This is a genomic window from Bradyrhizobium sp. 153, assembly GCF_023073835.1.
Taxonomy (GTDB): Bacteria; Pseudomonadota; Alphaproteobacteria; order Rhizobiales; family Xanthobacteraceae; genus Bradyrhizobium.
This window is the reverse complement of sequence record NZ_JADPKH010000069.1, coordinates 68,277-92,185: the sequence shown is the minus strand read 5'-3', so window position 1 is coordinate 92,185 and position 23,909 is coordinate 68,277. Positions and strand designations below refer to the sequence as shown.

General features: G+C 61.9%; 12 protein-coding genes and 5 pseudogenes. 13 read left to right on the top strand and 4 right to left on the bottom strand.

Annotation, left to right across the window (positions count from 1 at the left end; translation table 11 throughout):
* Positions 1-107: 107 nt before the first annotated feature.
* From ccoN to IVA91_RS15650, 9 genes are all read left to right on the top strand, one after another.
* Entirely contained in the window at positions 108-1,757 is a 1,650-nt protein-coding gene (ccoN, locus tag IVA91_RS15690) for a cytochrome-c oxidase, cbb3-type subunit I (protein ID WP_247458944.1), read from the top strand.
* A 10-nt stretch (positions 1,758-1,767) separates the two neighbouring features.
* Positions 1,768-2,499, top strand: a complete 732-nt coding sequence (gene ccoO / locus IVA91_RS15685; RefSeq protein WP_247458943.1) for a cytochrome-c oxidase, cbb3-type subunit II — start codon at positions 1,768-1,770, stop codon at positions 2,497-2,499.
* Positions 2,500-2,512: 13 nt separating this feature from the next.
* Positions 2,513-2,677, top strand: a complete 165-nt coding sequence (locus IVA91_RS15680; RefSeq protein WP_247278982.1) for a cbb3-type cytochrome c oxidase subunit 3 — start codon at positions 2,513-2,515, stop codon at positions 2,675-2,677.
* Positions 2,678-2,683: 6 nt separating this feature from the next.
* Positions 2,684-3,559, top strand: coding sequence for a cytochrome-c oxidase, cbb3-type subunit III (gene ccoP, locus IVA91_RS15675; RefSeq protein WP_247458942.1), 876 nt, complete (start codon positions 2,684-2,686; stop codon positions 3,557-3,559).
* Between the two features lie 109 nt (positions 3,560-3,668).
* On the top strand, positions 3,669-5,135 hold the full coding sequence (gene ccoG, locus IVA91_RS15670) for a cytochrome c oxidase accessory protein CcoG (RefSeq protein ID WP_247458941.1): 1,467 nt from the start codon (positions 3,669-3,671) through the stop codon (positions 5,133-5,135).
* A 15-nt stretch (positions 5,136-5,150) separates the two neighbouring features.
* Complete coding sequence (locus tag IVA91_RS15665) at positions 5,151-5,636, top strand: FixH family protein (protein ID WP_247458940.1); 486 nt, start codon at positions 5,151-5,153, stop codon at positions 5,634-5,636.
* Between the two features lie 11 nt (positions 5,637-5,647).
* Positions 5,648-7,840, top strand: a complete 2,193-nt coding sequence (locus IVA91_RS15660; protein ID WP_247458939.1) for a cation-translocating P-type ATPase — start codon at positions 5,648-5,650, stop codon at positions 7,838-7,840.
* The gene (ccoS, locus tag IVA91_RS15655) at positions 7,840-8,007 is read left to right on the top strand and encodes a cbb3-type cytochrome oxidase assembly protein CcoS (protein ID WP_247458958.1); all 168 of its coding nucleotides are present in this window, start codon (positions 7,840-7,842) and stop codon (positions 8,005-8,007) included. Before IVA91_RS15660 ends, ccoS begins: the two co-directional genes overlap by 1 nt.
* Positions 8,008-8,529: 522 nt before the next feature.
* Entirely contained in the window at positions 8,530-8,985 is a 456-nt protein-coding gene (locus IVA91_RS15650; RefSeq protein WP_247458938.1) for a Fic family protein, read from the top strand.
* Between the two features lie 614 nt (positions 8,986-9,599).
* Here the strand turns inward: IVA91_RS15650 and IVA91_RS15645 are convergent.
* Positions 9,600-9,941 (bottom strand): hypothetical protein, encoded by a 342-nt coding sequence (locus IVA91_RS15645; RefSeq protein ID WP_247458937.1) that lies wholly within the window; start codon positions 9,939-9,941, stop codon positions 9,600-9,602.
* A 194-nt stretch (positions 9,942-10,135) separates the two neighbouring features.
* The gene (locus IVA91_RS15640) at positions 10,136-10,306 is read right to left on the bottom strand and encodes a hypothetical protein (RefSeq protein WP_247458936.1); all 171 of its coding nucleotides are present in this window, start codon (positions 10,304-10,306) and stop codon (positions 10,136-10,138) included.
* 429 nt (positions 10,307-10,735) lie between these two features.
* On the opposite strand from IVA91_RS15640, the pseudogene IVA91_RS15635 reads away from it, so the two are divergent.
* Positions 10,736-11,229, top strand: a pseudogene (locus IVA91_RS15635) (DUF4118 domain-containing protein); the annotation flags it as partial.
* Positions 11,230-11,578: 349 nt separating this feature from the next.
* Positions 11,579-12,586 (top strand): annotated as a pseudogene (locus IVA91_RS37140) (nucleotidyl transferase AbiEii/AbiGii toxin family protein).
* Between the two features lie 66 nt (positions 12,587-12,652).
* Here the strand turns inward: IVA91_RS37140 and IVA91_RS15625 are convergent.
* Together IVA91_RS15625 and istA are read right to left on the bottom strand one after the other, a co-directional pair.
* Positions 12,653-12,910: pseudogene (locus IVA91_RS15625) on the bottom strand (recombinase family protein); the annotation flags it as partial.
* Positions 12,911-13,738: pseudogene (istA, locus tag IVA91_RS15620) on the bottom strand (IS21 family transposase); the annotation flags it as partial.
* Between the two features lie 115 nt (positions 13,739-13,853).
* On the opposite strand from istA, the pseudogene IVA91_RS15615 reads away from it, so the two are divergent.
* Both IVA91_RS15615 and IVA91_RS15610 read left to right on the top strand, forming a co-directional pair.
* Positions 13,854-14,017 (top strand): annotated as a pseudogene (locus IVA91_RS15615) (DDE-type integrase/transposase/recombinase); the annotation flags it as partial.
* Between the two features lie 1,172 nt (positions 14,018-15,189).
* Positions 15,190-23,658, top strand: coding sequence for a shikimate kinase (locus tag IVA91_RS15610; protein ID WP_247458934.1), 8,469 nt, complete (start codon positions 15,190-15,192; stop codon positions 23,656-23,658).
* The last annotated feature ends 251 nt before the right edge of the window (positions 23,659-23,909 follow it).

Here is a 23,909-nt window from a genome sequence, read left to right as displayed (position 1 = left end):
TCCGCCTCGGTCTCACATCAACGGAAATCCAGCTAGCTTGATTTCAATCAATTCCCCGCGAGGGCGGATGTGGTTTCTGGCGGCGTGTTCTTTCAGAGAGAATCCGCATGAGCCAGCCCGCCCTCTCCAAATCCATGACGTCAGGTGAAAGCGGCCTGGCTGTCGTGTTCGCAGTCACCGCCTTCTTCTGCTTAATCGCCTCGGCCAAGGCGCTCGACGCGCCCTTCGCCTTCCACGCTGCGCTCAGCGCGGCCGCGAGCCTGGCCGCGGTGTTCTGCATCATCAACCGGTACTTCGATCGCGCGGCGGCGCTGCCGCCGGCGGAGATCAACGGCCGCCCCAACTACAACATGGGCCCGATCAAGTTTTCCTCCTTCATGGCGATGTTCTGGGGCATCGCAGGCTTCCTCGTCGGCCTGATCATCGCCTCGCAACTGGCCTGGCCGGCGCTGAACTTCGATCTGCCCTGGACCAGCTTCGGCCGTCTGCGTCCTCTGCACACCTCGGCGGTGATCTTCGCCTTTGGCGGCAACGTGCTGATCGCCACGTCCTTCTACGTCGTCCAGAAGAGCTGCCGCGTGCGCCTGGCCGGCGACCTCGCGCCCTGGTTCGTCGTCGTCGGCTACAATTTCTTCATCCTGATCGCCGGCACCGGCTATCTGCTCGGCGTCACCCAGTCGAAGGAATATGCCGAGCCGGAATGGTACGCCGATCTCTGGCTGACGATTGTGTGGGTAGCCTATCTGCTCGTCTTCCTTGCCACCATCATCAAGCGCAAGGAACCGCACATCTTCGTCGCAAACTGGTTCTATCTCGCCTTCATCGTGACGATCGCGGTCCTGCATCTCGGCAACAATCCGGCCCTCCCGGTCTCGGTGTTCGGCTCCAAATCCTACGTCGCCTGGGGCGGCATCCAGGACGCCATGTTCCAGTGGTGGTACGGCCATAACGCGGTCGGCTTCTTCCTGACCGCCGGCTTCCTCGCCATCATGTACTACTTCATCCCGAAGCGCGCCGAGCGGCCGATCTATTCCTACCGTCTCTCGATCATCCACTTCTGGGCGCTGATCTTCCTCTATATCTGGGCCGGTCCGCATCATCTGCACTATACGGCGCTGCCGGACTGGACGCAGACGCTGGGCATGACCTTCTCGATCATGCTGTGGATGCCCTCCTGGGGCGGCATGATCAACGGCCTTATGACGCTGTCGGGCGCCTGGGACAAGCTGCGCACCGACCCTGTGCTGCGCATGCTCGTCGTCTCCGTCGCCTTCTACGGCATGTCGACCTTCGAAGGCCCGATGATGTCGATCAAGGTGGTCAACTCGCTCAGCCACTACACCGACTGGACCATCGGTCACGTGCATTCCGGCGCACTCGGCTGGGTCGGCTTCGTCTCCTTCGGCGCGCTCTACTGCCTGGTGCCGTGGGTCTGGAATCGCAAGGGCCTCTACAGCCTGAAGCTCGTCAACTGGCACTTCTGGATCGCAACCCTCGGCATCGTTCTCTACATCTCGGCGATGTGGGTGTCGGGCATCCTCCAGGGTCTGATGTGGCGCGCCTACACCTCGCTCGGCTTCCTCGAATATTCCTTCATTGAGACGGTCGAGGCGATGCATCCCTTCTACATCATCCGCGCCGCCGGCGGCGCCCTGTTCCTGATCGGCGCGATGATCATGGCCTACAATCTCTGGATGACGGTTCGCGTCGGCGAAGCGGAAGTCCAGAGGCCCGTCGCTCTTCAGCCGGCGGAATGAGGAGTTTTCCATGTCGTTCTGGACACGCCATCAAGTCTTCGAAAAGAACTCGATCATCCTGATCGTCGGCATCCTGCTGGTGATCGCGATCGGCGGTCTCGTCGAGATCACGCCGCTGTTCTACCTCAAGAGCACGATCGAGGCGGTCGACGGTGTCAGGCCCTATACGCCACTGGAGCTCGCAGGCCGCAACGTCTACGTCCGCGAAGGCTGTTATCTCTGCCACTCGCAGATGATCCGCCCCCTGCGCGACGAGGTCGAGCGCTACGGCCACTTCTCGCTCGCCGCCGAGAGCATGTTCGACCACCCGTTCCAGTGGGGCTCCAAGCGCACCGGTCCCGATCTTGCCCGCGTCGGCGCCAAATATTCCGACGACTGGCACGTCACCCATCTCACCAACCCGCGCGCGATCGTGCCGCAGTCGGTGATGCCGGGCTATCCGTTCCTCAGTCAGACGGAGGTCGATCCCGACATGATCGCCGACCACATGCGTACGCTGAGAACCGTCGGGGTGCCCTACACCGACGATCAGATCGCGAGCGCCGGCGCCGATATGAAGGCCCAGGCCGATCCGGACAACTCCGGCAGCGATGCCTTCAGCAAGCGCTACAAGGCCGTCGTGCGCAATTTCGACGGCAAGACCGGCTCGCCGACCGAGATGGACGCGCTAATCGCATATTTGCAGATGCTCGGCACGCTGGTCGACTTCAAGATCTACAACGAGAAAGCCAATTTTCGCTGAGAAGGCATCAACGATGAAAGCCATCCTGACACTCGACAATCTTGCGTCCGGTCTCGTGACCACGATCTGGACGCCGGTCTTCATCGCGATCTTTCTCGCGATCATCGCCTACGCATTTTGGCCTCGCAACAAGCCCGCTTTCGACGAAGCGGCACACCTGCCGTTGCGGGAGGAGTGAGAGATCATGACCGATCATCATAGCGACATCGATTCCGTCACCGGCAGGTCCACGACCGGGCACGAGTGGGACGGCATCAAGGAGCTCAACACGCCGCTGCCGCGCTGGTGGGTAGTCACCTTCTACCTCACGATCGTCTGGGCGATCGGCTACTGGCTCGTCTATCCGGCCTGGCCGCTGATCTCCAGCAACACCACGGGCATGTTCGGATACTCGTCCCGCGCCGACGTCGCAGTCGAGCTCGCCAATCTCGAGAAGATCCGCGGCGACAAGATGGTGGCGCTCGGCGCGGCCTCACTCGCCGACATCGAAAAGGATCCGGCCTTGCTGGCGCTTGCCCGCGCCAAGGGGAAAACCGTGTTCGGCGACAATTGCGCACCGTGTCACGGCAGCGGCGGCGCCGGCGCGAAAGGCTATCCGAACCTGAACGACGACGACTGGCTGTGGGGCGGCACGCTCGACCAGATCATGCAGACCGTCCAGTTCGGCGCGCGTTCCGGTCACGCCAAGGCGCATGAGGGCCAAATGCTCGCCTTCGGCAAGGACGGCGTGCTGAAGGGCGACGAGATCGTCACGGTCGCCAATTACGTGCGGTCGCTATCGGGCTTGTCGACCCGCAAGGGCTACGACGCGGCGAAGGGCGAAAAGATCTTCGCGGAGAATTGCGTCGCCTGCCATGGCGACGGCGGAAAGGGCAACCCCGAGATGGGCGCGCCGAATCTCACCGACAAGATCTGGCTCTATGGCTCGGACGAGGCGAGCCTGATCGAAACCATCAGCCTGGGCCGCGGCGGCGTCATGCCGGCCTGGGAGGGGCGGCTCGATCCGGCCACCATCAAGGCCATGGCGGTCTATGTCCACTCGCTGGGCGGTGGAAAATAGCCCATTGACGGAAGACGGGGGCGAACAAAACGCCCCCGTTTGCGCTGGATCAATGGACGCCGCAGCGTCGGGTCTAGGTTTAATCGCACCTGTCAAAAAGTACCAGGCGATGAACAAAATCGTGAACCCGAACGAACTCACATCGGACGACGATTACGGGCCGCTCTACGCTGCGCGGAAGAAAGTCTATCCGCAGAGCGTCTCCGGCACCTTCCGCCGGATCAAATGGGGCCTGATGGCGTTCTGCCTCGGCGTCTACTACTTGCTGCCCTTCGTGCGCTGGAACCGCGGTCTCGGCGCCCCCAGCCAGGCGGTGCTGATCGATCTGCCCAACAGCCGCTTCTACTTCTTCTTCATCGAGTTGTGGCCGCAGGAGGTCTACTACTTCACGGGCCTGTTGATCGTCGTCGCGGTGGCGCTGTTCCTGATGAACTCGGTCGGCGGCCGCATCTGGTGCGGCTATCTCTGTCCGCAGACGGTCTGGACCGACCTGTTCTACGCCGTCGAGCGCCTGATCGAAGGCGATCGGCGCGAGCGGATGAAGAAGGACAAATCGTCCGATCCGATGAGGCTCGAGCGCATCTCGGAGATCGTGCTCAAGCATTCGATCTGGCTCCTGATCGCCTGGTGGACGGGCGGCGCCTGGGTGCTCTACTTCAACGACGCGCCGACGCTGGTGAAGGAGCTCGTCACCTTTCAGGCGCCGATGATCGCCTACGCCTGGATCGGCATCCTCACCGCGACGACCAATGTGCTCGCCGGATTCATGCGCGAGCAGGTCTGCGTCTATATGTGCCCCTGGCCGCGGATCCAGGCGGCGCTCACCGACGAATGGGCGCTCAACGTCACCTACCGCTACGATCGCGGCGAGAAGCGTACCTCGGTCAAGAAGGCCGCGGAGCTGCGTGCGCTCGGCGAGCACGCGGGCGACTGCGTCGACTGCTATCAATGCGTCGCGGTCTGTCCGACCGGCATCGATGTCCGCAATGGGCCGCAGCTCGAATGCATCCAGTGCGGCCTCTGCATCGACGCTTGCGACAACGTGATGACCAAAATCGGCCGTCCGAAGCGGCTGATTGGCTACGACAACGACATTAATATCCATCGCCGCCAGGAAGGCAAGGCGCCGGTCTACCGCATCGTCCGGCCCCGCACCGTCGCCTACAGCGCGATCATCGCGGCCGTCGGCGGCATCATGATCTACACCCTCGCGACCCGCAGCCTGCTCGACGTCAACGTGCTGCACGACCGCAATCCGGTCGCGGTCAGGCTCAGCGACGGCTCGATTCGCAACGCCTATACGGTGCGGCTGCTGAACAAGAGCGGCTATGACCGCATCATCGCGATCGACGCGAACGGTCCGGTCAACGCGACCATTCACGTCATCGGCGTTGATTCCGTGACGCCGGACCGGCCCATGATCGTGATCCCCCGCGACTCCACCAGCGAGTTGCGGCTGCTCGTCAGCGCGCCGGCGGACAGCAATCCAGAGAAGTCTATTCCCGTCCGCTTCCACGTCACCGACATCGGGCTCGGCGAGGCCGCGTCCGCCACCGACAATTTCGTCTCACCGTAAGTCCAGGAGACACCCATGGCATCCAAGCCGCTGACCGGGACCAAGGTGTTCCTGATGCTGGTCGCCTTCTTTGGCGTCGTGATCGGCGTCAACGTGACCATGTTGAAGCTTGCGATCGCGACGCTGCCCGGCACCGACGTCGACAGCCCCTATGCCGCAGGCCTCACTTATGACCGCGAGATCTCGGCGGCGCAGGACCAAGCCGCGCGCAAATGGCAGGTTAACGCTCATATCGAGCGGCGCGCCGATGGCAATGCCGTGCTCCAGGTCGAAGCGCGCGACGCTGCCGGGCAGCCGGTGAGCGGGTTGAGGTTCGGCGGACGCCTGGAGCGGCCGACCGACAAGCGCGCTGATCTCGCGGTCGAGCTCTCGGAGGCGGGCATCGGCATCTATCGCGGCAATGCCGCCTCCGTCGTGCCCGGGCAATGGGACATGGTGATCGAGGGCGAATTGCGTGGCGCGCGCGTCTTCCTGTCACGCAACCGCGTGATCCTGAACTGAAGGATTTCGCCATGCAGGTCACGCGGGACTTCTCGCACTACGTCCGGACCGCGGGCGAAGGCGTCCAGCACATCGATCTCGCCGTCGAAGGCGTTCATTGCGCCGGATGCATGGCCAAGATCGAGCGCGGACTGTCGGCGATTCCCGACGTCACGCTGGCGCGGGTGAATCTCACCGACCGGCGCGTCGCGCTGGAATGGAAGCAGGGCACGCTCGACCCAAGCCGTCTCATCGATCGGCTGGAAGAGCTCGGCTACAAGGCCTACCCTTACGAGACCGAGAGCGCGGAGGCGACTGAAGTTGCCGAATCGCGCTTCCTGCTGCGCTGTCTCGGCGTCGCCGCGTTCGCCACCATGAACGTGATGATGCTGTCGATCCCGGTGTGGTCCGGCAATGTCTCGGACATGTTGCCGGAGCAGCGCGACTTCTTCCACTGGCTGTCGGCGCTGATCGCGCTGCCGGCGGCAGCCTATGCCGGCCAGCCGTTCTTCCGTTCGGCCTGGCGCGCGCTGTCGAACAAGACCACCAACATGGACGTGCCGATCTCGATCGGGGTGTGCCTCGCGCTCGGCATGTCCGTGGTCGAGACCATCCACCACGCCGAGCACGCCTATTTCGACGCGGCGATCATGCTGCTCACGTTTCTTTTGGTCGGCCGCTTCCTCGACCAGAACATGCGGCGGCGGACCCGCGCGGTCGCGGGCAATCTCGCCGCGCTGAAGGCGGAGACCGCGGCGAAGTTCGTCGGCCCCGATGAAATTTCGCACGTGCCGGTGGCGGCGATCCATCCCGGCGATATCGTGCTGCTGCGGCCAGGCGAGCGCTGCGCGGTCGACGGCACCGTGATCGAGGGGCGCTCCGAGATCGACCAGAGCCTGATCACCGGCGAGACGCTCTATGTCACGGCGGAGCAGGGCACGCCGGTCAATGCGGGATCGATGAACGTCTCGGGCACGTTGCGGGTGCGGGTCTCGGCGGCGTCAGAGGCGACGCTGCTCGCGGAGATCACGCGGTTGCTCGACAATGCGCTCCAGGCCCGCTCGCGCTACATGCGGCTCGCCGACCGCGCCTCGCGGCTCTACGCGCCGGTGGTGCATGCGACCGCGCTCTTCACCATCCTCGGCTGGATCATCGCCGGTGCGGGCTGGCATGATGCGATCGTGACAGGCGTTGCTGTCTTGATCATCACCTGTCCCTGCGCGCTCGGCCTTGCGATTCCCACGGTGCAGACTGTCGCTTCCGGCGCCATGTTCAAATCCGGCGTGCTGCTCAATTCCGGCGACGCCATCGAGCGGCTGGCCGAAGCCGATCATGTCATCTTCGACAAGACCGGCACGCTCACCCTGCCCGATCTAGAGGTGACGAATGCGGCCGACATCCCCGCAGACATGTTCGACCTCGCCGGTCGACTTGCACTGTCGAGCCATCATCCGGTGGCCGCCGCGGTCGCGCAGGCCGCCGTCGCCAAATCGCCGATCGTGGGTGCAATCGAGGAGGCCGGGCAGGGCGTGCGGGCAACGGTCGACGGCGTCGAGATTCGTCTCGGCCGTCCGTCGTTCTGCGGCGCCGATGCCTTGGTCGGCGACGGTGCCGGTCTAGATCCCGAAGCCTCCAGCGTGGCTTTCTGCAAGGGGGCCGAAAAATTCATCCTTTCGGTGCGTCAGGGCCTCCGCCCGGATGCGCAAGCCGTGATCGCGGCGCTGAAGGCGCGCAACATCGGCGTCGAAATTCTCTCCGGCGATCGCGAGCCGGCGGTGAGGGCGGCGGCCTATTCTCTCGGCGTTCCCGAGTGGCGCGCCGGCGTCACGCCCGCCGACAAGATCGCGCGGATCGAGGAATTGAAGCGGCGCGGCGCCAAGGTGCTGATGGTCGGCGACGGCATGAACGATGCGCCGTCGCTAGCGGCCGCTCATGTCTCGATGTCGCCGATCTCGGCCGCGCATCTCAGCCAGGCGACCGCCGATCTCATCTTCCTCGGCCGGCCGCTGGCGCCGGTCGTCGCGGCCATCGATTCCGCGCGCAAGGCGCTGCGCCTGATGCTGCAAAACCTCTGGCTCGCGATCGCTTATAATGTCCTGGCGGTGCCGATCGCGATCAGCGGCGTCGTGACGCCCCTGATCGCAGCAGCCGCGATGAGCGGCTCGTCGATCCTGGTCATGCTGAATTCGCTGCGGGGGCGTAGCGCGTCGCGGGAGATTGCGTGATGGAAATCCTGGTGATCCTAGTCCCGCTGGCGCTGGCACTCGGAGGTGCAGGCCTCGTCGCCTTCCTCTGGTCGCTTCGGAGCGGTCAGTATGACGACTTCGACGGCGCAGCGTGGCGGGCAATTGCCGACGACGAGCCGCCGCAAGAGGCCCCGGCTAAGCGGTAAAGCGGTAGCCTTCCGCACGAGGTGCGGCGGACTTCCAGTGAATGGGAGAGCATCCCTGTCGTCGTTGATAGACAGGGCTCGCGAGACCGTCTCCAAGATGAGGCCGATAGTCGCCGATGTCACGGCGGCACTCGGACGGCCATCAGGCCGGCGGCCGCGGTGCGGGATGTCCGTCTCGAGCAGGAAGGTCACGACCCTCCATGGCGTTCCTGCGGCCGAGCAGCAGCATGTGGTCCTCCGCGGTGGCCGCCGATCGGCAAGGAACCCGGTTATGCCTACGCTTCGAGTCCTCCTGAACAACATCGAGGCCCATCGGGCCGGATCCTGACGGGCGCGCCGGCGTTCCGAGCCAGGCGCCATGGCCAGGGCGTTGCGGCGGGCCCGCGCAATTGACCCTTCTCCTCAAGGATTCAAAATCGAGCTGCGTCATCGAAGGCGAGAAGCCGCCGCAGGATCTTATCCAGCGGTGGGATAGGGTCATCGGCGAAGCAGGATGGACGCCGCTCGATGAGACGGTGTTTCTTGCGGCTGCACCACATTGTCATCGGTGATGAGCGTTTCGTGAAGCTCGGCTTTCGGAAGGAAGGCGGTTTCGTCGGTGAGCATGACCACGAGACGCAGAGACCCATTCCGGACCATATCAGCGCGCATCACGAAGATATCGCTTCCCTCGTCCACGGATTGATCGCGTTCGACCAGGCCTCGTCAATTGAGCTTGACCCCGTCGTGGCTGCCGCCGTGCTGGCCTTCGAGTTCGTCTACATCCATCCATTCGAGGACGGCAATGGCCGCACCTGGTACGACGGATTCAATCCGCCGGCATCCACTTTCCGGTTTTCAGCCGCCATCCTAAGACAAAATCGCCGCACGCGGAGTTTCTGTACGAATGCGTGCAGAGGACCATCGAACAGGATCTTCCGAAGGAAATCCGGTTCTTGCGGAGCTTCGATACATTCCGGGCGGGCGTCGAAAACATGATCGACATGCCGGAGCGCACCCTCAACAATCTCTTTGGATTCTTGCAACAGAATGAAGGGCGACTCAAAGCGCGCCCGTGACAACGAATTCTCCCAATTAACGCCAGACGAAGTCACGAAGATTGAGGAGCTTTATCAAACGGCCTTCTCGAACGACTCCGGAACAGCGAGCTGAGCCTCTGTCATCCCCATTGGATCATAGCCTGGATGTCGAATCAGAATCCTCTTCAGCGGCCGCCACAAAATATGATCCAAAGGCTCGCCGCGTGCGTGAGTTTTGATCCTAGACGAGACCGACGAGCTGGTCGATGCCCTCATCGTATTTTCCGACTACTCGTCGATCGTGCTCCAGAGCGAAAGCGATGAGTTCGAGAAGCTCTGCGCATTGCCGCCCCCTCACGTTCGATCCGATGAGGTGCAGGCTCAGACAGCCGAAGAAATCGACCGCATCAGGCGCATGGCGGCGGATGGTCCGCGCGTCCCGAACAGATGAAGACTCAGATCGCCGAAACGGAAGCAAGCATTGTGGCCTTTGCTGAACAAACGAAGTCTGGGGAGACATTCGCGGAGCGCGATGAAGGACGGATTGGTCTCTCACAGGCCAAAGAGCGTTGATCAATGAGCGTGCCGCTCTGAACCGCGAGCTTCCAAGCCGACAGGTCGGGTATCGCCGATCGATCTGTGGAGCAGGGCTGCTCCCATGAGACCAGCCAAGCTGGCGACCGGCATTGAACAGGCCGATGCCGGATGCGCGGTTGCGGTCATTGAGGTTGCTGAAGCGATCAGGGTGATCGACAGGAAAACGAAATGACCGATCGTCGACATGAGCGGCTTCGGGGTCGACAGATTGAACATCAGCCCGAACCGACCTTCGGGACCAGTCTTGTCCAGCTCGTCCATCAGCTCGTAGAGATCGATCCACTCGATGAACGAATACTGAGAGAACTTCGCCAGCATCGCATCTAGGTTTGAGTTACAGGCCGACATCGAGCAGACGTCGAGGTGTTGACGAAGGGTGCGTCGTAGATCTCGGCGCCGTTCATCTCATTGATGGCGACTGGAACGCCGTAGCTCGATAGCTTTGTGAACAGGTTGAAGTTGGGACGAACTCCGCCCCCAGTAGTTCGTCGGGTCCACGCCGGCATGCTCGTCTAGTGATAGCCGAGCACATCGATCTTGACGCCATTCGCCTTCATGAAGTCGATGTAGCCGAACATCGTCGATGTGGTGCCGACGATGCGCCGAAGGTTTCTGCCGGTGTCGCGGCGTACCTGCTCGATCGCGTCCGACATTCCCCGCAAGAGATTGGCGAAGTCGGCCATCGACGGATATGCAGCGAACTCGGCAGAGGTCCATCCCTTGCCGAACAATGGAGAGCCGTTGCCATCACGGAAGGTCAGATTGATCTCGTTACCAAGTTCTCAGTCGCCGACTGAAGATGCGAACTGGCGAACGAATGCCAGGGTCCGATTGTGGCCCTGGGAGTAGATCGCAGCAGCGTCGCCGGCAGGATACTTGCCAGCATCGGTCTTGTCGCCCCACGTTAGCGGAAGCGCCAGAACAGGTTCAAGAATGACGCCATAGTTGGCGGCAAGGCCTACGATCGAGGTGAAGCGCGTCGCTACCCATGGATCAGTGTCAGCCGCCAGAGGAATAGTCAGGCGGTATCGCTTGAGTTTATGTGCGGCGAGCGTCTTGAAGACGTCCTCTCATTGATCTGGCGGTACGCTGGTCGTGGCCGTCGGCCTTGCGCCAGCGTCGCCGCCTCGCTGTGCTACAATTTCTTCTTCCTGCCGTCGGTCTACACCTTCATGATCACCGAACCGACCAACGTCGCCGCCTTCTTCTTCTTCATGCTGATTGCGATCCTGGTCTCGAATGTCGCGGCGCGGGTCCGCACCCAGGCGGTTACGGCGATCGGCAGGCTCCGCACCACCGAATCGCTCTACGCCTTCAGCCGCAAGCTCGCGGGCACCGCGACACTGGACGACGTGCTGTGGGCGATCGCCTATCAGACCGCGCTGATGCTGAAAGTACGCGTCGTGCTGCTGCTGCCGGAAGACGGCGTGCTCACCGTAAAATCCGGCTATCCGCCCGAGGATGAACTCGACAGGGCCGACCTGCAGCGGCGAACTGGACCTGGTCCAACGATCGCCCGGCCGGACGCGGCTCGGATACGCTGCCGGGCGCCAAGCGGCTGTTTTTGCCGATGCGGACCGGCCGCGGGCTGATCGGCGTCATCGGCACCCTCGTCGACTGCGTCGAGCGGCCCGACCTGGCGGCGGGCACCGAAGAACTCTCTAACGCGCTACCGACCGTGCGCGCCCTCGACGTGACCAAGCTCGTCGAGTTGACGACAGCTCGCGAGAACCAGTCGCTCGCTGGTATCCTCGGTTGCTGGCTGGAGAGCCGTCGCGAAGACCTCTTCGTCGACGACGAGATGCTGAAGGATTTGAAACGGTTGGCACCGTCGTCGCCGCGCGCGGTGCTAGGCACGACGTCCCAGGCCGGCGAGGCGCATCCGGAATGGAACGTGGTGCTGCCTAGCGAATTCCACATCCTTCGTTCGAAGGTGGCTCTCCGGAGATGGCGCCATGATCTCGGTAGAACGCCTGGAGAAGCTTTCCAATGAACTGTCGTTCGAAGCCGCGACAATCGAACGCGTGGTCCGCTCATAGACGTGCTCGACCGACTCACCAAGGACAGGGAGATCGGCCATCTGTTCGCTTTGAAAGGAGGTACGGCGCTCAACCTGTTCTATCTCGGTCTCGATCGTCTGTCGGTGGATATCGACTTGAACTACGTCGGTGCGAAGATCGGAAAAACGATGCTCGCCGACAAGGCGCTCATCATGAAGCGTCTGCCACTCCTTATGGGGAACTACAGCTACGAACTTTTCCGAACCCCGCGCGACGAACACGGCGGCGAAAAGTGGCGCTTCAGGTACGTTTCGGCCCATCGGCGGCCCGGCACGATCGAGGTCGACGTCAACTACATGTACCGCACGCCGTTCTTCGGGACGTCGCTAATGAATTCCGTTCCTCTGGGCGGCTACACCGCGAAGAAAATCCCCGTTGTGGATCTGCGCGAGATCGCCGCCGGAAAAAGCGTCGCGATGGCCGCGCGCTGCGCATCGCGCGATCTCTAGGACGCATGGCGCCTGCTGCACGTCCGCGGGCTGGATTGGAAACAGGTCAAGCTCGCTACGCTCGCGATCGGGGCGGACCTGAACTGGCGGACGGCCTCGCTGAACGGATATAGCTACGACACCAACGAACTCCGCGGAAAATTGCTGACCGTCGTGAAGAGCGACATGTTCGACAAGGACGGCCGCCCGGAAGCCTGGTGCGAGCTCGTGCTGGCCGAATGGCAAGAACGACTGGCGCCCTTGTTCGAACATGATCGCGGCGAGATGTCGTTCCTTGATGCTCTCTACGAAGAGGGACGGATCGACGTCAGCAGTCTCCAAGGCGATGCCGCCGTCAAGCACGCGATAGGGAACTTCCCCCGCGCTGCAATGGAAGGCTCTGAACATCAGGAATCACAACGCCAGTCTTCCGCACTTGTGGGCAGGGTCCGACGTTACGCCAGAGGGAGAGTAGAATTTCTCCTTATTTGTCACACCAGGACGAAACGGGAGGGCGGGAGAACGGCGGCGGATGCCCGTTTCAGCCGTCAGCGGGTTCGTGCACCGTTAAACCGAGACGCCTCGCATGATCGAGCAGATGCTCGACCGACGAGGCCGCCCATTGCCAGCCGCCGCGCGGCGTCCGCTCCCGCATTGTCTCGAGCTGTGCCGCGATCGCCCGCAGACTGAGGTCCGGATCGGCAATGGCAATGCGGGCGACGAGTGTCATCAATCGATCCTCCGGCTGTCGTCGCGGCGCGCGCTGGACAAGTTCAGGCTTCGCGAGGCCTTCCCGCACAGCGATGCATCGGTCGAGCAGCCAGGCGTTGAGTTCCTCCAGGTTTTTGAAGCGGAGCCTCGGCGTGAAGAAGCGCTCGCGCACAGCCCGACCTGGTTCTCGACCTAGCCCTTCTCCCAGCCCGACGCCGGCGTGCAGGCCACCGGCTCGACAAGATAGTGGCGGCGCATCTGCTGGAAGCGGCGGTTGTATTGCCTCTCCTTCCCGATGAAGATCGTCTCCACAGCCGTCTTCATGTTGTCATAGATGCCGCGCGTGCAGGTGCCCCGGAAGAAGGCAAACGCCCGATCCTGCGCGTCGAACACCATCTCCTGGCTTTCGCGCAGATAGCCCTGACGAAGAACATCCGGCTATGGCACAGCCGCATATGCGCCAACTTCACCGTCGCGTCACCCCGTTCAGAACAACGATCTCGTGGCTCCAGTCGAACTGGTAGGCTTCGCCCGGCGCGAAGATCAGCGGAACATACGCATCGGCGGCGGCGCTGCCCCGTTCTTCCTCAAAGGCCCGCGTATGCCCCCAGACCGAGCTGTAGCTGCCGTCATAGCCCAGATCGCGAAGCTGCTCAAAAATCCGGATCAGCGTCAGCTGTTCCCGCGACGGCTTCGTCGCATTGGTCGCCAAAAGCCGCTCAAGCTCATCGCGCCATGCACCCACCCGAGGCAACGGCTGGTGCTTGCGCACGTAGCGGAACTCCGTTTGCCCCGAACGCAGGACCTTGCGGACCACCTCCCGAGAGACCTTCAATTCCCGGCAGATCTGCTTGATCGATTTGCGCTGAACCAGCGAAAGCCGGCGTATCTTTGCAATCGGCTTCACAACCAACATCAAAACAAATGCCTCCGATGAAACCGGAAGCAGTGTCGCGCCCCTGCGTTAAGGGGGGTCCCGTTTGGATGAAAACGACCCCTCAAGCAGGGTCCCTATTCCATGAACAATCACACTGCGGTCCTATTGAGCGGCGAAACGGCAGGTCATGCCGGATGCCGAGCACCGCGCACAGGGGCTTCAACAACAGGGCCGAGAATTCCCATGTGCCGCTGCGAAAGCGGGAGCGAACGATGCAGGGCTTCCGTTCGCCGGGGAAGCCTGCAGCGCTTCGTCTCGATATTCTCAACCTTCCGTAATCTCTTCGTCCCAGCCAGCTCAAGACGCTCCTCAGATAGACAGCGCCCGATCGCAGGCCCAGGCGGCCTGACCTGCGGCCTTCGCCGGCCGGTGTAGGCCGCAGCCCGATTCATCAACGCTTGAGCCAGGTCTCGGATTTTCTTTATCGGTCCGGGAGAACGCCTTCGTCAGCCAATCGTCAGCCAGGCGGTCTATCTAGGCCTGCCGCGCCTCATCAGCCCGAACCCAATGCAAACGCAGGAGTGCGAATCATCATGTATGGTCGAATTGGTGCCTCGTTCGATGTCCACTAGAGTGGCGAAGCTGACGAAGCGAATCAGTCGGGTGCCCGGATGCATTTAGCCGGAGTGGTACTACCGGCAATTCATCTTCGCGTAGGTGGACGAAGAACGGTCCCGGTGAATGGCAGCGAAAACTGAGGATAGCGAGTGCGGCGCGATGCGATCGCGTGCCAGTCTCGGCCGATCTTGGGCTGCTGGCGTGTACTTTGGCCAGGATGTAGGCCACGCCGTCTTGGGTCCGGGCTGACCATGACGGTTGACGAAAACATGCCGCAGGTTCCTCAGACCTCATGCCATGCGCCATCTGGGCGATTGCACTTATGGGCCAAAGCCTTGATACGCCATGGCTGAGCGACATCAGCCCGCAACATCATAAGCAGCGATTCTCGCCTTTATCAGAGATGGAATATGACGGGCATTGGCCGATCTGGCAGATCGCGCATTGGGGATGCTGGAGCCGGATCGAGCAGTTCACGCTCGCACTCAAGTTTAGCCCCTGGGGAAGGCAGTCAATCGTTCGATTCCGTCGTGGAGCGGATGCGCTCTGGGCCTCAAGATAGAGGGACGCCCTCCGCTAGCATGGCGCGCGGTGCCGACGATGCTCTTGGCGACAGGTCTTCCGGTCCCTCGGTTGGCCCAGATCGAATCCTAGGCGCTGCGCCACGTGCAGCCGCTGCGCCACGTGCAGTCACTGCGCGGCGGCGCGGCTTTCCCTCAGTGTCGGAGGGTGGAGACACGACGCCGGTCGCCAGCCAGCCGCCAACTTTGGGTGCGGCAGTCTCCATTTCCTCATCAGAGGAAGAAATCAACGCAACCAAGCGACACAGGGATTGCCTGGTTGAGGAACTTGACGCTTGCCGTAATGCGGCCATGCACGCCCAGAACCCGGAGGAGGCGCAAGAGCTGACCGATCGGTTCGTCAAAGCAGGCTCAGCAGTTCTGGACTACTACGCGAGCCTGCGCCCGGCCGTGGCGCGGAGCATTCTGTCCGACGCTGAGGCCCGTGGATACCGCTATGCCGTGCTCGATGCGGCCCACCAATGCAACGCACTGGCCTCATCGACTATCGCCGCCTTGGAAGAGCGCAGAAAGAATTCGGCAGACCTGTTCCAGCGGATTTTCGAATCTAACGCTACCCCCGACCAGCTGAGCCGAGTGGCTTCCAGTGTGGCGAAGGAGCATTTGGCTTGCATGGAGTGGTGGGGAAAGAAGCTGTTGCGCTCGGAACGGATGGTGTCCGTCTGCGAGGCCACCGCCAACTTGCCAAGCACGACGCCCGAGATGCGGAAGCCCGAAGAGGCCGCACTACGCCTGAATACCGGCTTGGTACTTCATGCGAGGTACAAGTGTCTGCAATCGCGGATTGCGCTCGCGCGACTTATGATTGAGTCTCAGGCGAGCACGTTTGAACCAGCCGTGAGGGACGCCCTCATGGGTGACAACGGGGGGGTGCGTCTGCTCGGGACTTTTGTCGAGGATGTTTTTCCGGCATTCCTCTCGACGGAGGAAGCCGTTCTGCACAAGGACGGAGCGGCACTCGACGCAGAGCACTGCACCGTTCTGGAAGGAGTCATGGAACGGCTTTCGGAATTTGCGTTGGCGTTGCACGACGACATCCTTGCCAAGCTAAGCGATAACCGAACAGGTGCCAGCCTCCCATTGGAACTGTTGGGCCAGATCGTGGACGACTCACGGATCACTGCGCACGAGGTCATGCACTTCCTGGCACTGCAGCTGAAAACGTCAGCCATCATTGCACCGCCGGCCGACGCTGGCGCTACGATACCGGCCGACACTGCCGGCAAGGCAGCGGTGGCCAAAGGCACCGCTGCGCGCAGGGAGGGGAAAGGCAACCGCAAGCCGGCTGCTGACGCCGCGAGTTCGGCCGGGCGGCCCGAGCCGCAAGTCGCCGCGGGCGACAGCGACACGGCGCCAGCGGACAAGGTTCTCGTGCGCTCGGATCTAGGTACGAAGAAGCTTGTGAGCGCCAAGGAGGCGCATGCAAGTGCGTCGTCGGCGGCGGCACACTCGGCGGTCTGGCAGGCCCCGGCGTCGACGGAGGCGTTGGCGCCACTGATCAAGCGGTTGGACGAACTTTTGCAGTTCGATCTGGCTGGTCAGCAAAGGACCGTCTCGCAAGCGCGCCAGATGAAGCCCGAGGACGCCGATCACGTAGTGGGCATCGTGGTCGAGCGCCTGCAGACGCAGGCCGCCGAGATGCAGGCCTGTCTGGACGCGCTGGAAGAGCCTCGTCGACGCGGCCTGCTCACGCTTGCGCATGTGCACGAAGTGCACGAGAAAACAGTCCGGCTCAAGATGATGTTGTCCGAGGCGCAGGGACTGGCGAAGGCGGCGAACTCGGAATCAAGTCTTGCCCCTGGGGAAGGCAGCCAATCGTTCGATTCCGTCCTGGAGCGGATGCACTCTGGGCCTCAAGATAGAAGGACGTCCTTCGCTCGCATTGCGCGCGGTGCCGATGATGCCCTTGGCGACAGATCTTCCGGACCCTCCGTTGGCGCACATCGGATCCTGGGCGCTGCGCCACGTGAAGCCACTGCGCGACGGTGCGGTTTTCCCCCAGTGCCGGAGGGTGGAGCGCCAGGTCGAGAAGAAACCTCTTTAGGTTCTGATGACAAACCCTGGCTCGGCAATCAAGGATCCAGAAGCTCGCAACCAGACACCGTGCCACCCCATAGGCAAACGGAGTCCGACCCGGGTGCAGGACCGGGAAGGCGGCGTTTCGTCCATGTAGCCGAACAGAGCTTCAAGCGTGGATACTCGGAAAACCTACTTAATAACGCTTTACATGACATTTCTTTCGCTGGCGACATCACTAAATTCTCATGCGCTGTGGTGGAGTATGACAGGAAGCTGCAGGGTCGACCGGACCACGCAACATTCCTGCAAAAGGCCGCTTCCGAGTTCAAACGCGAATTTGTCCCAAGATGGGAACAAGATATCCGCGCCCGGAATACATGGGGGTACGCCACCTCATGCAACACGATGAGCCGGGAGGCTGGAGGTCAGGCAGGCGTGGAAGCTTGCAGGGCCATGGCAGCTCAGGTGTCGAGCCTCGGCAATGCGCTAAACGACGTCGAAAGCAAAACGCTTTCCCTATTCGTATTGTCGTTCAGTCGATATCCCCGGGTGGCGGAATGTCGTAATGGAATGATCCGAATCGCCGGGTTTTTTCGTGAGCAACGCGGAGCGCTTTCGGAGCTCAACGCTCAAAGTCTCGCCCTGCTGGTCAACGGCTTCAGCAAGTGGCCGGAACAGGAGAACTCTCGTGAGGCCACAATAGCAGTTGCAGCTGAGATTCGCCGCCGCGCTCCCGGGCTCTCTGATTTTGGTCCGCAGAGCCTGGCTATCGTGGTGAACGGTTTGAGCAAGTGGCCGGAAGAGGCGGAGTGTCGCGGTGCTATAAGGGCAATCGCCAGCGAGGTCCGTCACCGCGCGGGCCGCCGCGATGTCTGGCTCTCTGACTTTGGTCCGCAGAACCTGGCTACCGTGGTGAACGGTTTGAGCAAGTGGCCGGAAGAGGCGGAGTGTCGCGGTGCGATGAGGGCAATCGCCGTCGAGGTCCGTCGCCGCGCGGGTCGCCGCGATGTCTGCCTCGCTGATTTTGATCCACAGGCGTTGGCGAACCTGGTGAACGGCTTCAGCAAGTGGCCGCAGGACTGCCGAGACGCTATAGTTCAAATCGCCGTCGAGGTGCGTTACCGCGCGGGCCGCCGCGATGTCGGGCTCTCTGATTTTGATCCACAGGCGTTGGGGAACTTGGTAAACGGCTTCAGCAAGTGGCCGCAGGACTGCCGAGACGCTATAGTTCAAATCGCCGACGAGGTCCATCACCGCGGCGACCGGCTCTCCAATTTTACTCCCCAGCACTTGTCGAACCTCGTGAACGGCTTCAGCAGGTGGCCCGAGGGGGCGAAGTGCAACGACGCTATACTTGCAATCGCCGACGAGGTTCGTCGCCGCGCTGGCCGAGCGGACCGGCTCTCCAGTTTTACTCCCCAGCACTTGTCGAGCTTGGTGAACGGCTTCAGCAGGTGGCCGGAAAGGACAGACTGCCGCAGCGCTATAGTTGAAATAGCCGACGAGGTCCGTCGCCGCGCCGACCGGCTGTCTGGGTTTGATCCGCAGGGTCTGGCGAACCTGGTGAACGGTTTCAGCAAGTGGCCTGACGAGACGGGCTGTGACGAGGCCACGCTGGCGATCGCCGGTGAGGTCTGTCGCCGCGCCGACCGGCTTTCTGGGTTTGATCCGCAGGGTCTGGCGAACCTGGTGAACGGTTTCAGCAAGTGGCCTGACGAGACGGGCTGTGGCGACGCCATGCTGGCGATCGCCGATGAGGTCCGTCGCCGCGCCGACCGGCTTTCTGGGTTTGATCCGCAGGGTCTGGCGAACCTGGTGAACGGTTTCAGCAAGTGGCCACAAGAGGAGAACTCACGTCACGCCATCGCTGTGATCGCCGGTGAGGTGCTTCGCCGCGCCGACCGGCTCTCCGATTTTACCTCTCAGCACCTAGCGAATCTGGTGAACGGCTTTAGCAAGTGCCCACAAGAGGAGAACTCACGTCAGGCCACCCTTGTAATCGCCCATGAGGTCCTTCGCGCCGACCGGCTGTCTGATTTCACTCCGCAGGGTCTAGCGAACCTGGTGAACGGTTTCAGCAAGTGGCTGCAAGAGCAGGACGCTCGCCAAGCCACAGTCGCGATTGCCAACGAGGTCTCTCGCCGTGACAACCGGCTCTCTGATTTTACTCCGCGGGAACTGGCGATCCTGGTGAACGGCTTTAGCAAGTGGCCGGAAGAGGCGGTGTGCCATGGGGCGATAATCGACATAGTGGGCAAACTCGGCTCGGGAGACCTCCGATTCGGAGCGTTCACCACAACTCAGCTCAGCATGATAGCCAATGCTCTGGGGCGAGGTGTCACGAGGGGAGAGGGCACTGGAGAGATTATAGAGACCGCTCTGCTGAAGAATCGGCTGCACGATCTGGCCCACTACCTTCACTATGCCAGTGATCGCCTGGAGCAGACCCAGGTTCTGAACATCGCCATGATTTTCAAAGCGCTGGCTAAGGCTCAATTGTTTGACGATCTCGGTTTGCTCGCACGCACCGGGTTAGACCGGCTGACGGAACTGCATCGTGGCCCTGATTTTGCCGCTGAGAACGACCTCGAAATCATGGGTACTCTCTGCATCGCTCTGCTGCCGCTGGCGCGCAGCCCGCACCTGCGCTGGCACCGGAGGCGGGCTTTAAACTTGCTGAACGACATTCAACCGATCGTCGAGCACAAGATCGAGGGGCATCTCAAAGCAAGCGATGCCGAGCGAGCCCGAGGGCCGTACTCGAGCCGTGGCCCCGCCTTGTCGATCTATCAAACGCTCAAGGCCCGTGCGGTTTTGGCGGCATTGTTCCGCCGGCCCTATGTCGAAGGCAAGAAGTCCGATTTGCGGGTGAGGCAGGAAGAGCTGCAGCGCAAGACTAAGGAGATTTTGGACAAAACGGGCGGCCTCGTCGAAGGCGATCTTTCCAACATGAGCTGGAACCTGATGGCGGAGATCGCGGCGGAGAGTCCGGTCGATGCGCTGGACACGTTCTTGGCGCAGAATGCGGCGACGGTCCAGGCCCAACATCCAGCGTCCGTGTTCGACGTCCATCAAGTGTTGCGAACCATGGCCCACGAGCCCAGACCTCCGCAGGGTGACGCGGGACTGATGCAGTTGTCAGTGGTGGACATGCAGGGCCGGCCAGTGGCCACGGAGCCCGAGACACGCTATTCGATTTTTCATCGCCTGACCTCGGGGGTTTTGCCCGTCGTCGCGGTCCAGCTGCCAGGAAAGCCGAGCGCGTTCATGCTGGCGCGTACGGTCACCGTCGAGGGTGTGCCATACCGCATGGACCTGTTCGGCGGAAGCAAGTTAAAGCCGCCCAAAAAGCCCGTGTCGCAGATCGCCGCCCGCCTTCCAGGTGGGGCGAGGGCAGAGTCTTCCGGGGGAAAGCTGCTGGCGATTCCGTATGCCGAAACGGCGCCGGGCACAGCGTTCGAGCAGCTGTCGCGTGCCTGGGCCCCTTTCAAGGAGGCATACTATTACACTCAGCGCAGGGGTTTTGCCGCGCCGCCGGCAATCAAGGACCTAGGTCCTCGGGACTACGCGCTGGAGGGCGCCTTCAAACTGTCGCTGCTGCCGGACCGTCCTGCCGGCGAGGAGCATCCCTTTAAGCTGGCTGGGCCAGAAGGCCCGATCGCCTTGCGGCCGCATGATGGTTGCGGTTTCATCAAGGCCTCGTTGGCCAACCGTATGCCAGCTGTAAATCGCGCCCGCCGACAGGAAGGTCCTGATCGGGTGCCTGCCTTTGGTGAGGGAAGAAGAATGTCCGTTCCCGCATCGGCGCTGCAACACTATCCCCGAAGCGAGCCGGTGACCGATGAGGCGCGGGAGAAGGCCAAAACCTGGCTCGAGAGCAGACAAGGGCGAGAGTTGACGTCTGAAGAGTTGTTTCGCACCGTGACGGCCGGACACATCGACGGTCCCGGCGCGGTTGCCGTACCGTCCAGCGATGACTGTCTCCATGTGCCGACGCTCAAGAGCGAGACGTTGATGGGGGCGAGCGGCGTGCTGATCGGGCGCTCGCCCTACGACAAGCCCAATCTGCGCCCGTTTGCCGCCGAGCGAGTCAAGTCGGCCGTTAAAGGGGACCCGACCGCTGTGTTCCTCGAAAACTGCACAGCCATCCAATACAGCTTCAATGTCGCTCAGAAGTCGGGGAAGGAACTGGCGGGCGACGATCCGACTTTTTTTGCCAAAGGCATTCTGATGGTTGTGCCGGATAAGATGTGGCCGGCCGGCTACGCCGACCGTGGGCTGGTCATGTCTGCCGAGGACGTCAAATGCCATTCGAGCTGGACCTCGAGCAAGGACCGCGCCAAGCTGGACACGCCGCTCGAGTGCGTCGGCATCCTGCAGGCTACCGAGGTGTTCGCTCCGGGCTCGTTGGTTGCCGTCCCGATCGGTGAACAGAAAAAACTTGACGGGGACTTCGACGGGGACACCGTCGTCATCATCGGCGACCGGCCGCAGCTTTATGAGCATGTGCGCCAGTTCGATCGCAAGGAGCAAGCTCTCGGACTTCCGTCGCTGAAGCCGCCAAAGTCGCATACCCCGGCGCTTGACGGCGACAATTACCAGTTCGGTCGCGCCCGCCAGATCCTCGCCGCCACGCAGGATGTCCTGGAAACCTATAGCTGCCTGCAGCGAAACTTTCTGGCTCAATCCCATGAAGCACAACGCTGGTTTGCCGAGCGTGCTGTCTTTGGCACCTATGAGGGCGTTCACCACGAGCTCAGGCGAGAGATCCGTCAGCTGTTGGGCCAGGAAGAGGTGAGTAGCCAGGATATCCAGAACACGTTTGCGAGAGCGAGGAGCGAGATTGAGGTCGCCAAACATCTGGTTGCTCGCGAAATGGCCGAGTTGCTCGTCGACGACCTAGCGGCATGGGCAGTGAAGCCGAATGAGCAACCCCTGCCCGAAACAATCGAAAGCTCGAACGCCGCAAACCCGAGCCTCAGCGCAAGGCTCTGCAATCTTTTCCCGGATCTGGCGGAGACCTATCCGGCAACGCCTCAGCCACGAGACCGCATCCAGCTTTTACTCGACCACTATCCTCCCCGCATCGATCCCCGCCCGGATGGTTACAATGCGGACGATCTCGTAAAAAGCGCAAACAACTTGCTGAGCCTCGGCATCAAGGTCGGCACTGATGCCTATAAATCCGATACTGGCGCCAACCTCTTTTTCCAGAAAAGCAGTCACCTTCAGCGGCTCCTCTACGAGACGCCGGGCTTGAAGTCCGTGCCCTACGTCAAGGGCGTGGCGGCGACCCTCGCCCACGGAAGGTTTGATGTCGATGCGACCTTGGAGGATCTGAGGGACAACCCCACTCTGGCGGCTTCAATCATGGAGACCTCGATCAAACTCGCTGCGGAGCAGGGCATTTTGCGCAAACCCTCCGGCTTCCGGCCCGCCGCCGACGATGCTGAGATGATCACGCTGACCCGCGAGGAGGCCTCAGAACGCGCCCGAAATGAGGCTGACCGAGCTATAGCCGAAGAGAGGAAAATCACCGCAGCGGCACGCGAGATTGCCGGAATCCTTGCGGAAGCCGGCATCGAAGTGAAGATGCCCCATCTGGAGCGCCGCTTGAAATCGCATGCCTCCATGACAGATCAGCTCACCGGCATGAGCATCCCGCCCGGCAGCGCCCCACAGCTCTTCAGCAACGCCGTACGCCACGTCTTAGAAATTCCTGACAAGGATTTTACACGTGCCTTCAAGAAAGCCATGCTGGCCTTTGAGGAGCGGGACTACACCGAACGCCAGACAACCAACTGGTTCAGAATGCGCAGTCCGACTTTCGTCGGCATCAAGACAGTCCTCACCACGGCGGAAGCTTATCGCTTCGAAGTGGAGTTCCACACGCCAGGCAGCTATCAAGCCAAGCTTGCCAATCACGACACCTATAAAATTCTCGGCAGGCTGCGGCGGCAATCAAGCGAGGATGCTTTGGAGCAAGCTAAGGCCGAGAAACTGGTGCAGCGGACGAGAGAGGTCTGCACACAGATTGCGATCCCCGACGGCGCCCTGGGCATACACCACTGGGGAGCCGAAGGAGATGCGGCATTTGGATTGCGAGCTTTCGAACAGTCAAGAATGCCCGAGATCGCCAGGTCAACGGAGGCAAGCGAGATTATCGCGGCCCTCGGCGTGCGGCCGATCGTGCTTGTCGGCATGCCGAGCGCCGGAAAATCCACCATTGGCCCGGCCATCGCCGAGCGACTGCGGCTGCCCTTCATCGATACCGACCAAAAGATCCAAAAAGAGGCCGGTAAAATGATACCGCAGATTTTCGATACCCATGGCGAGGAGTGGTTCAGGGAGCTCGAAGCGAGGGTAATCGCGCGTGTGCTCAAGGAAGGGCCCGCGGTGATCGCGACTGGTGGCGGCTCGATCATGCATGAGCCGACCCGGCGTCTCGTCGGGGAGAAAGCCGTCTCGATCTGGCTCAACACCGACTTCGACGTGATCCAACATCGCCTTAGGAAAGGTATCAACCGCCCGCTGCTGCAAGGCCCCGACCGGGATCAGACAATCAGCCGACTGATGCGCGAGCGCACGCCGCTTTATGCACAAGCCGATATCACGTTCGTGCCGCCCCGCAAACAAGACAAAAAGAATGCGGATCCCTGCGTGAAGGCGCTGCACGCCTATCTTCGCGGCGAGGCGGCCGCCACTCAGCCAGCCTCCAATACCAACGAGCTTGTTGGCTGACTCACTTGAGATTCCCAAAGCGGAAAAGGTCTAATTCGCTGCCCTGATAGGTGGTGGTTTGAGCGAGCTCCGGCTTATCCGCAGCAGGTTATGCCAACCAACCTCGCGCTCGGGTACCTCGAGCGCATCCTATGTGCTCGACGAGATCGTCCAGCTGCCCGCAAGGCCAAGGCTGCCAAGCGCCCGCCGACCCGGTTGCTGAAGAAGCGGGGCTGCGGGCCCAGGCGCATGACCACGACAAATTGCGGGCG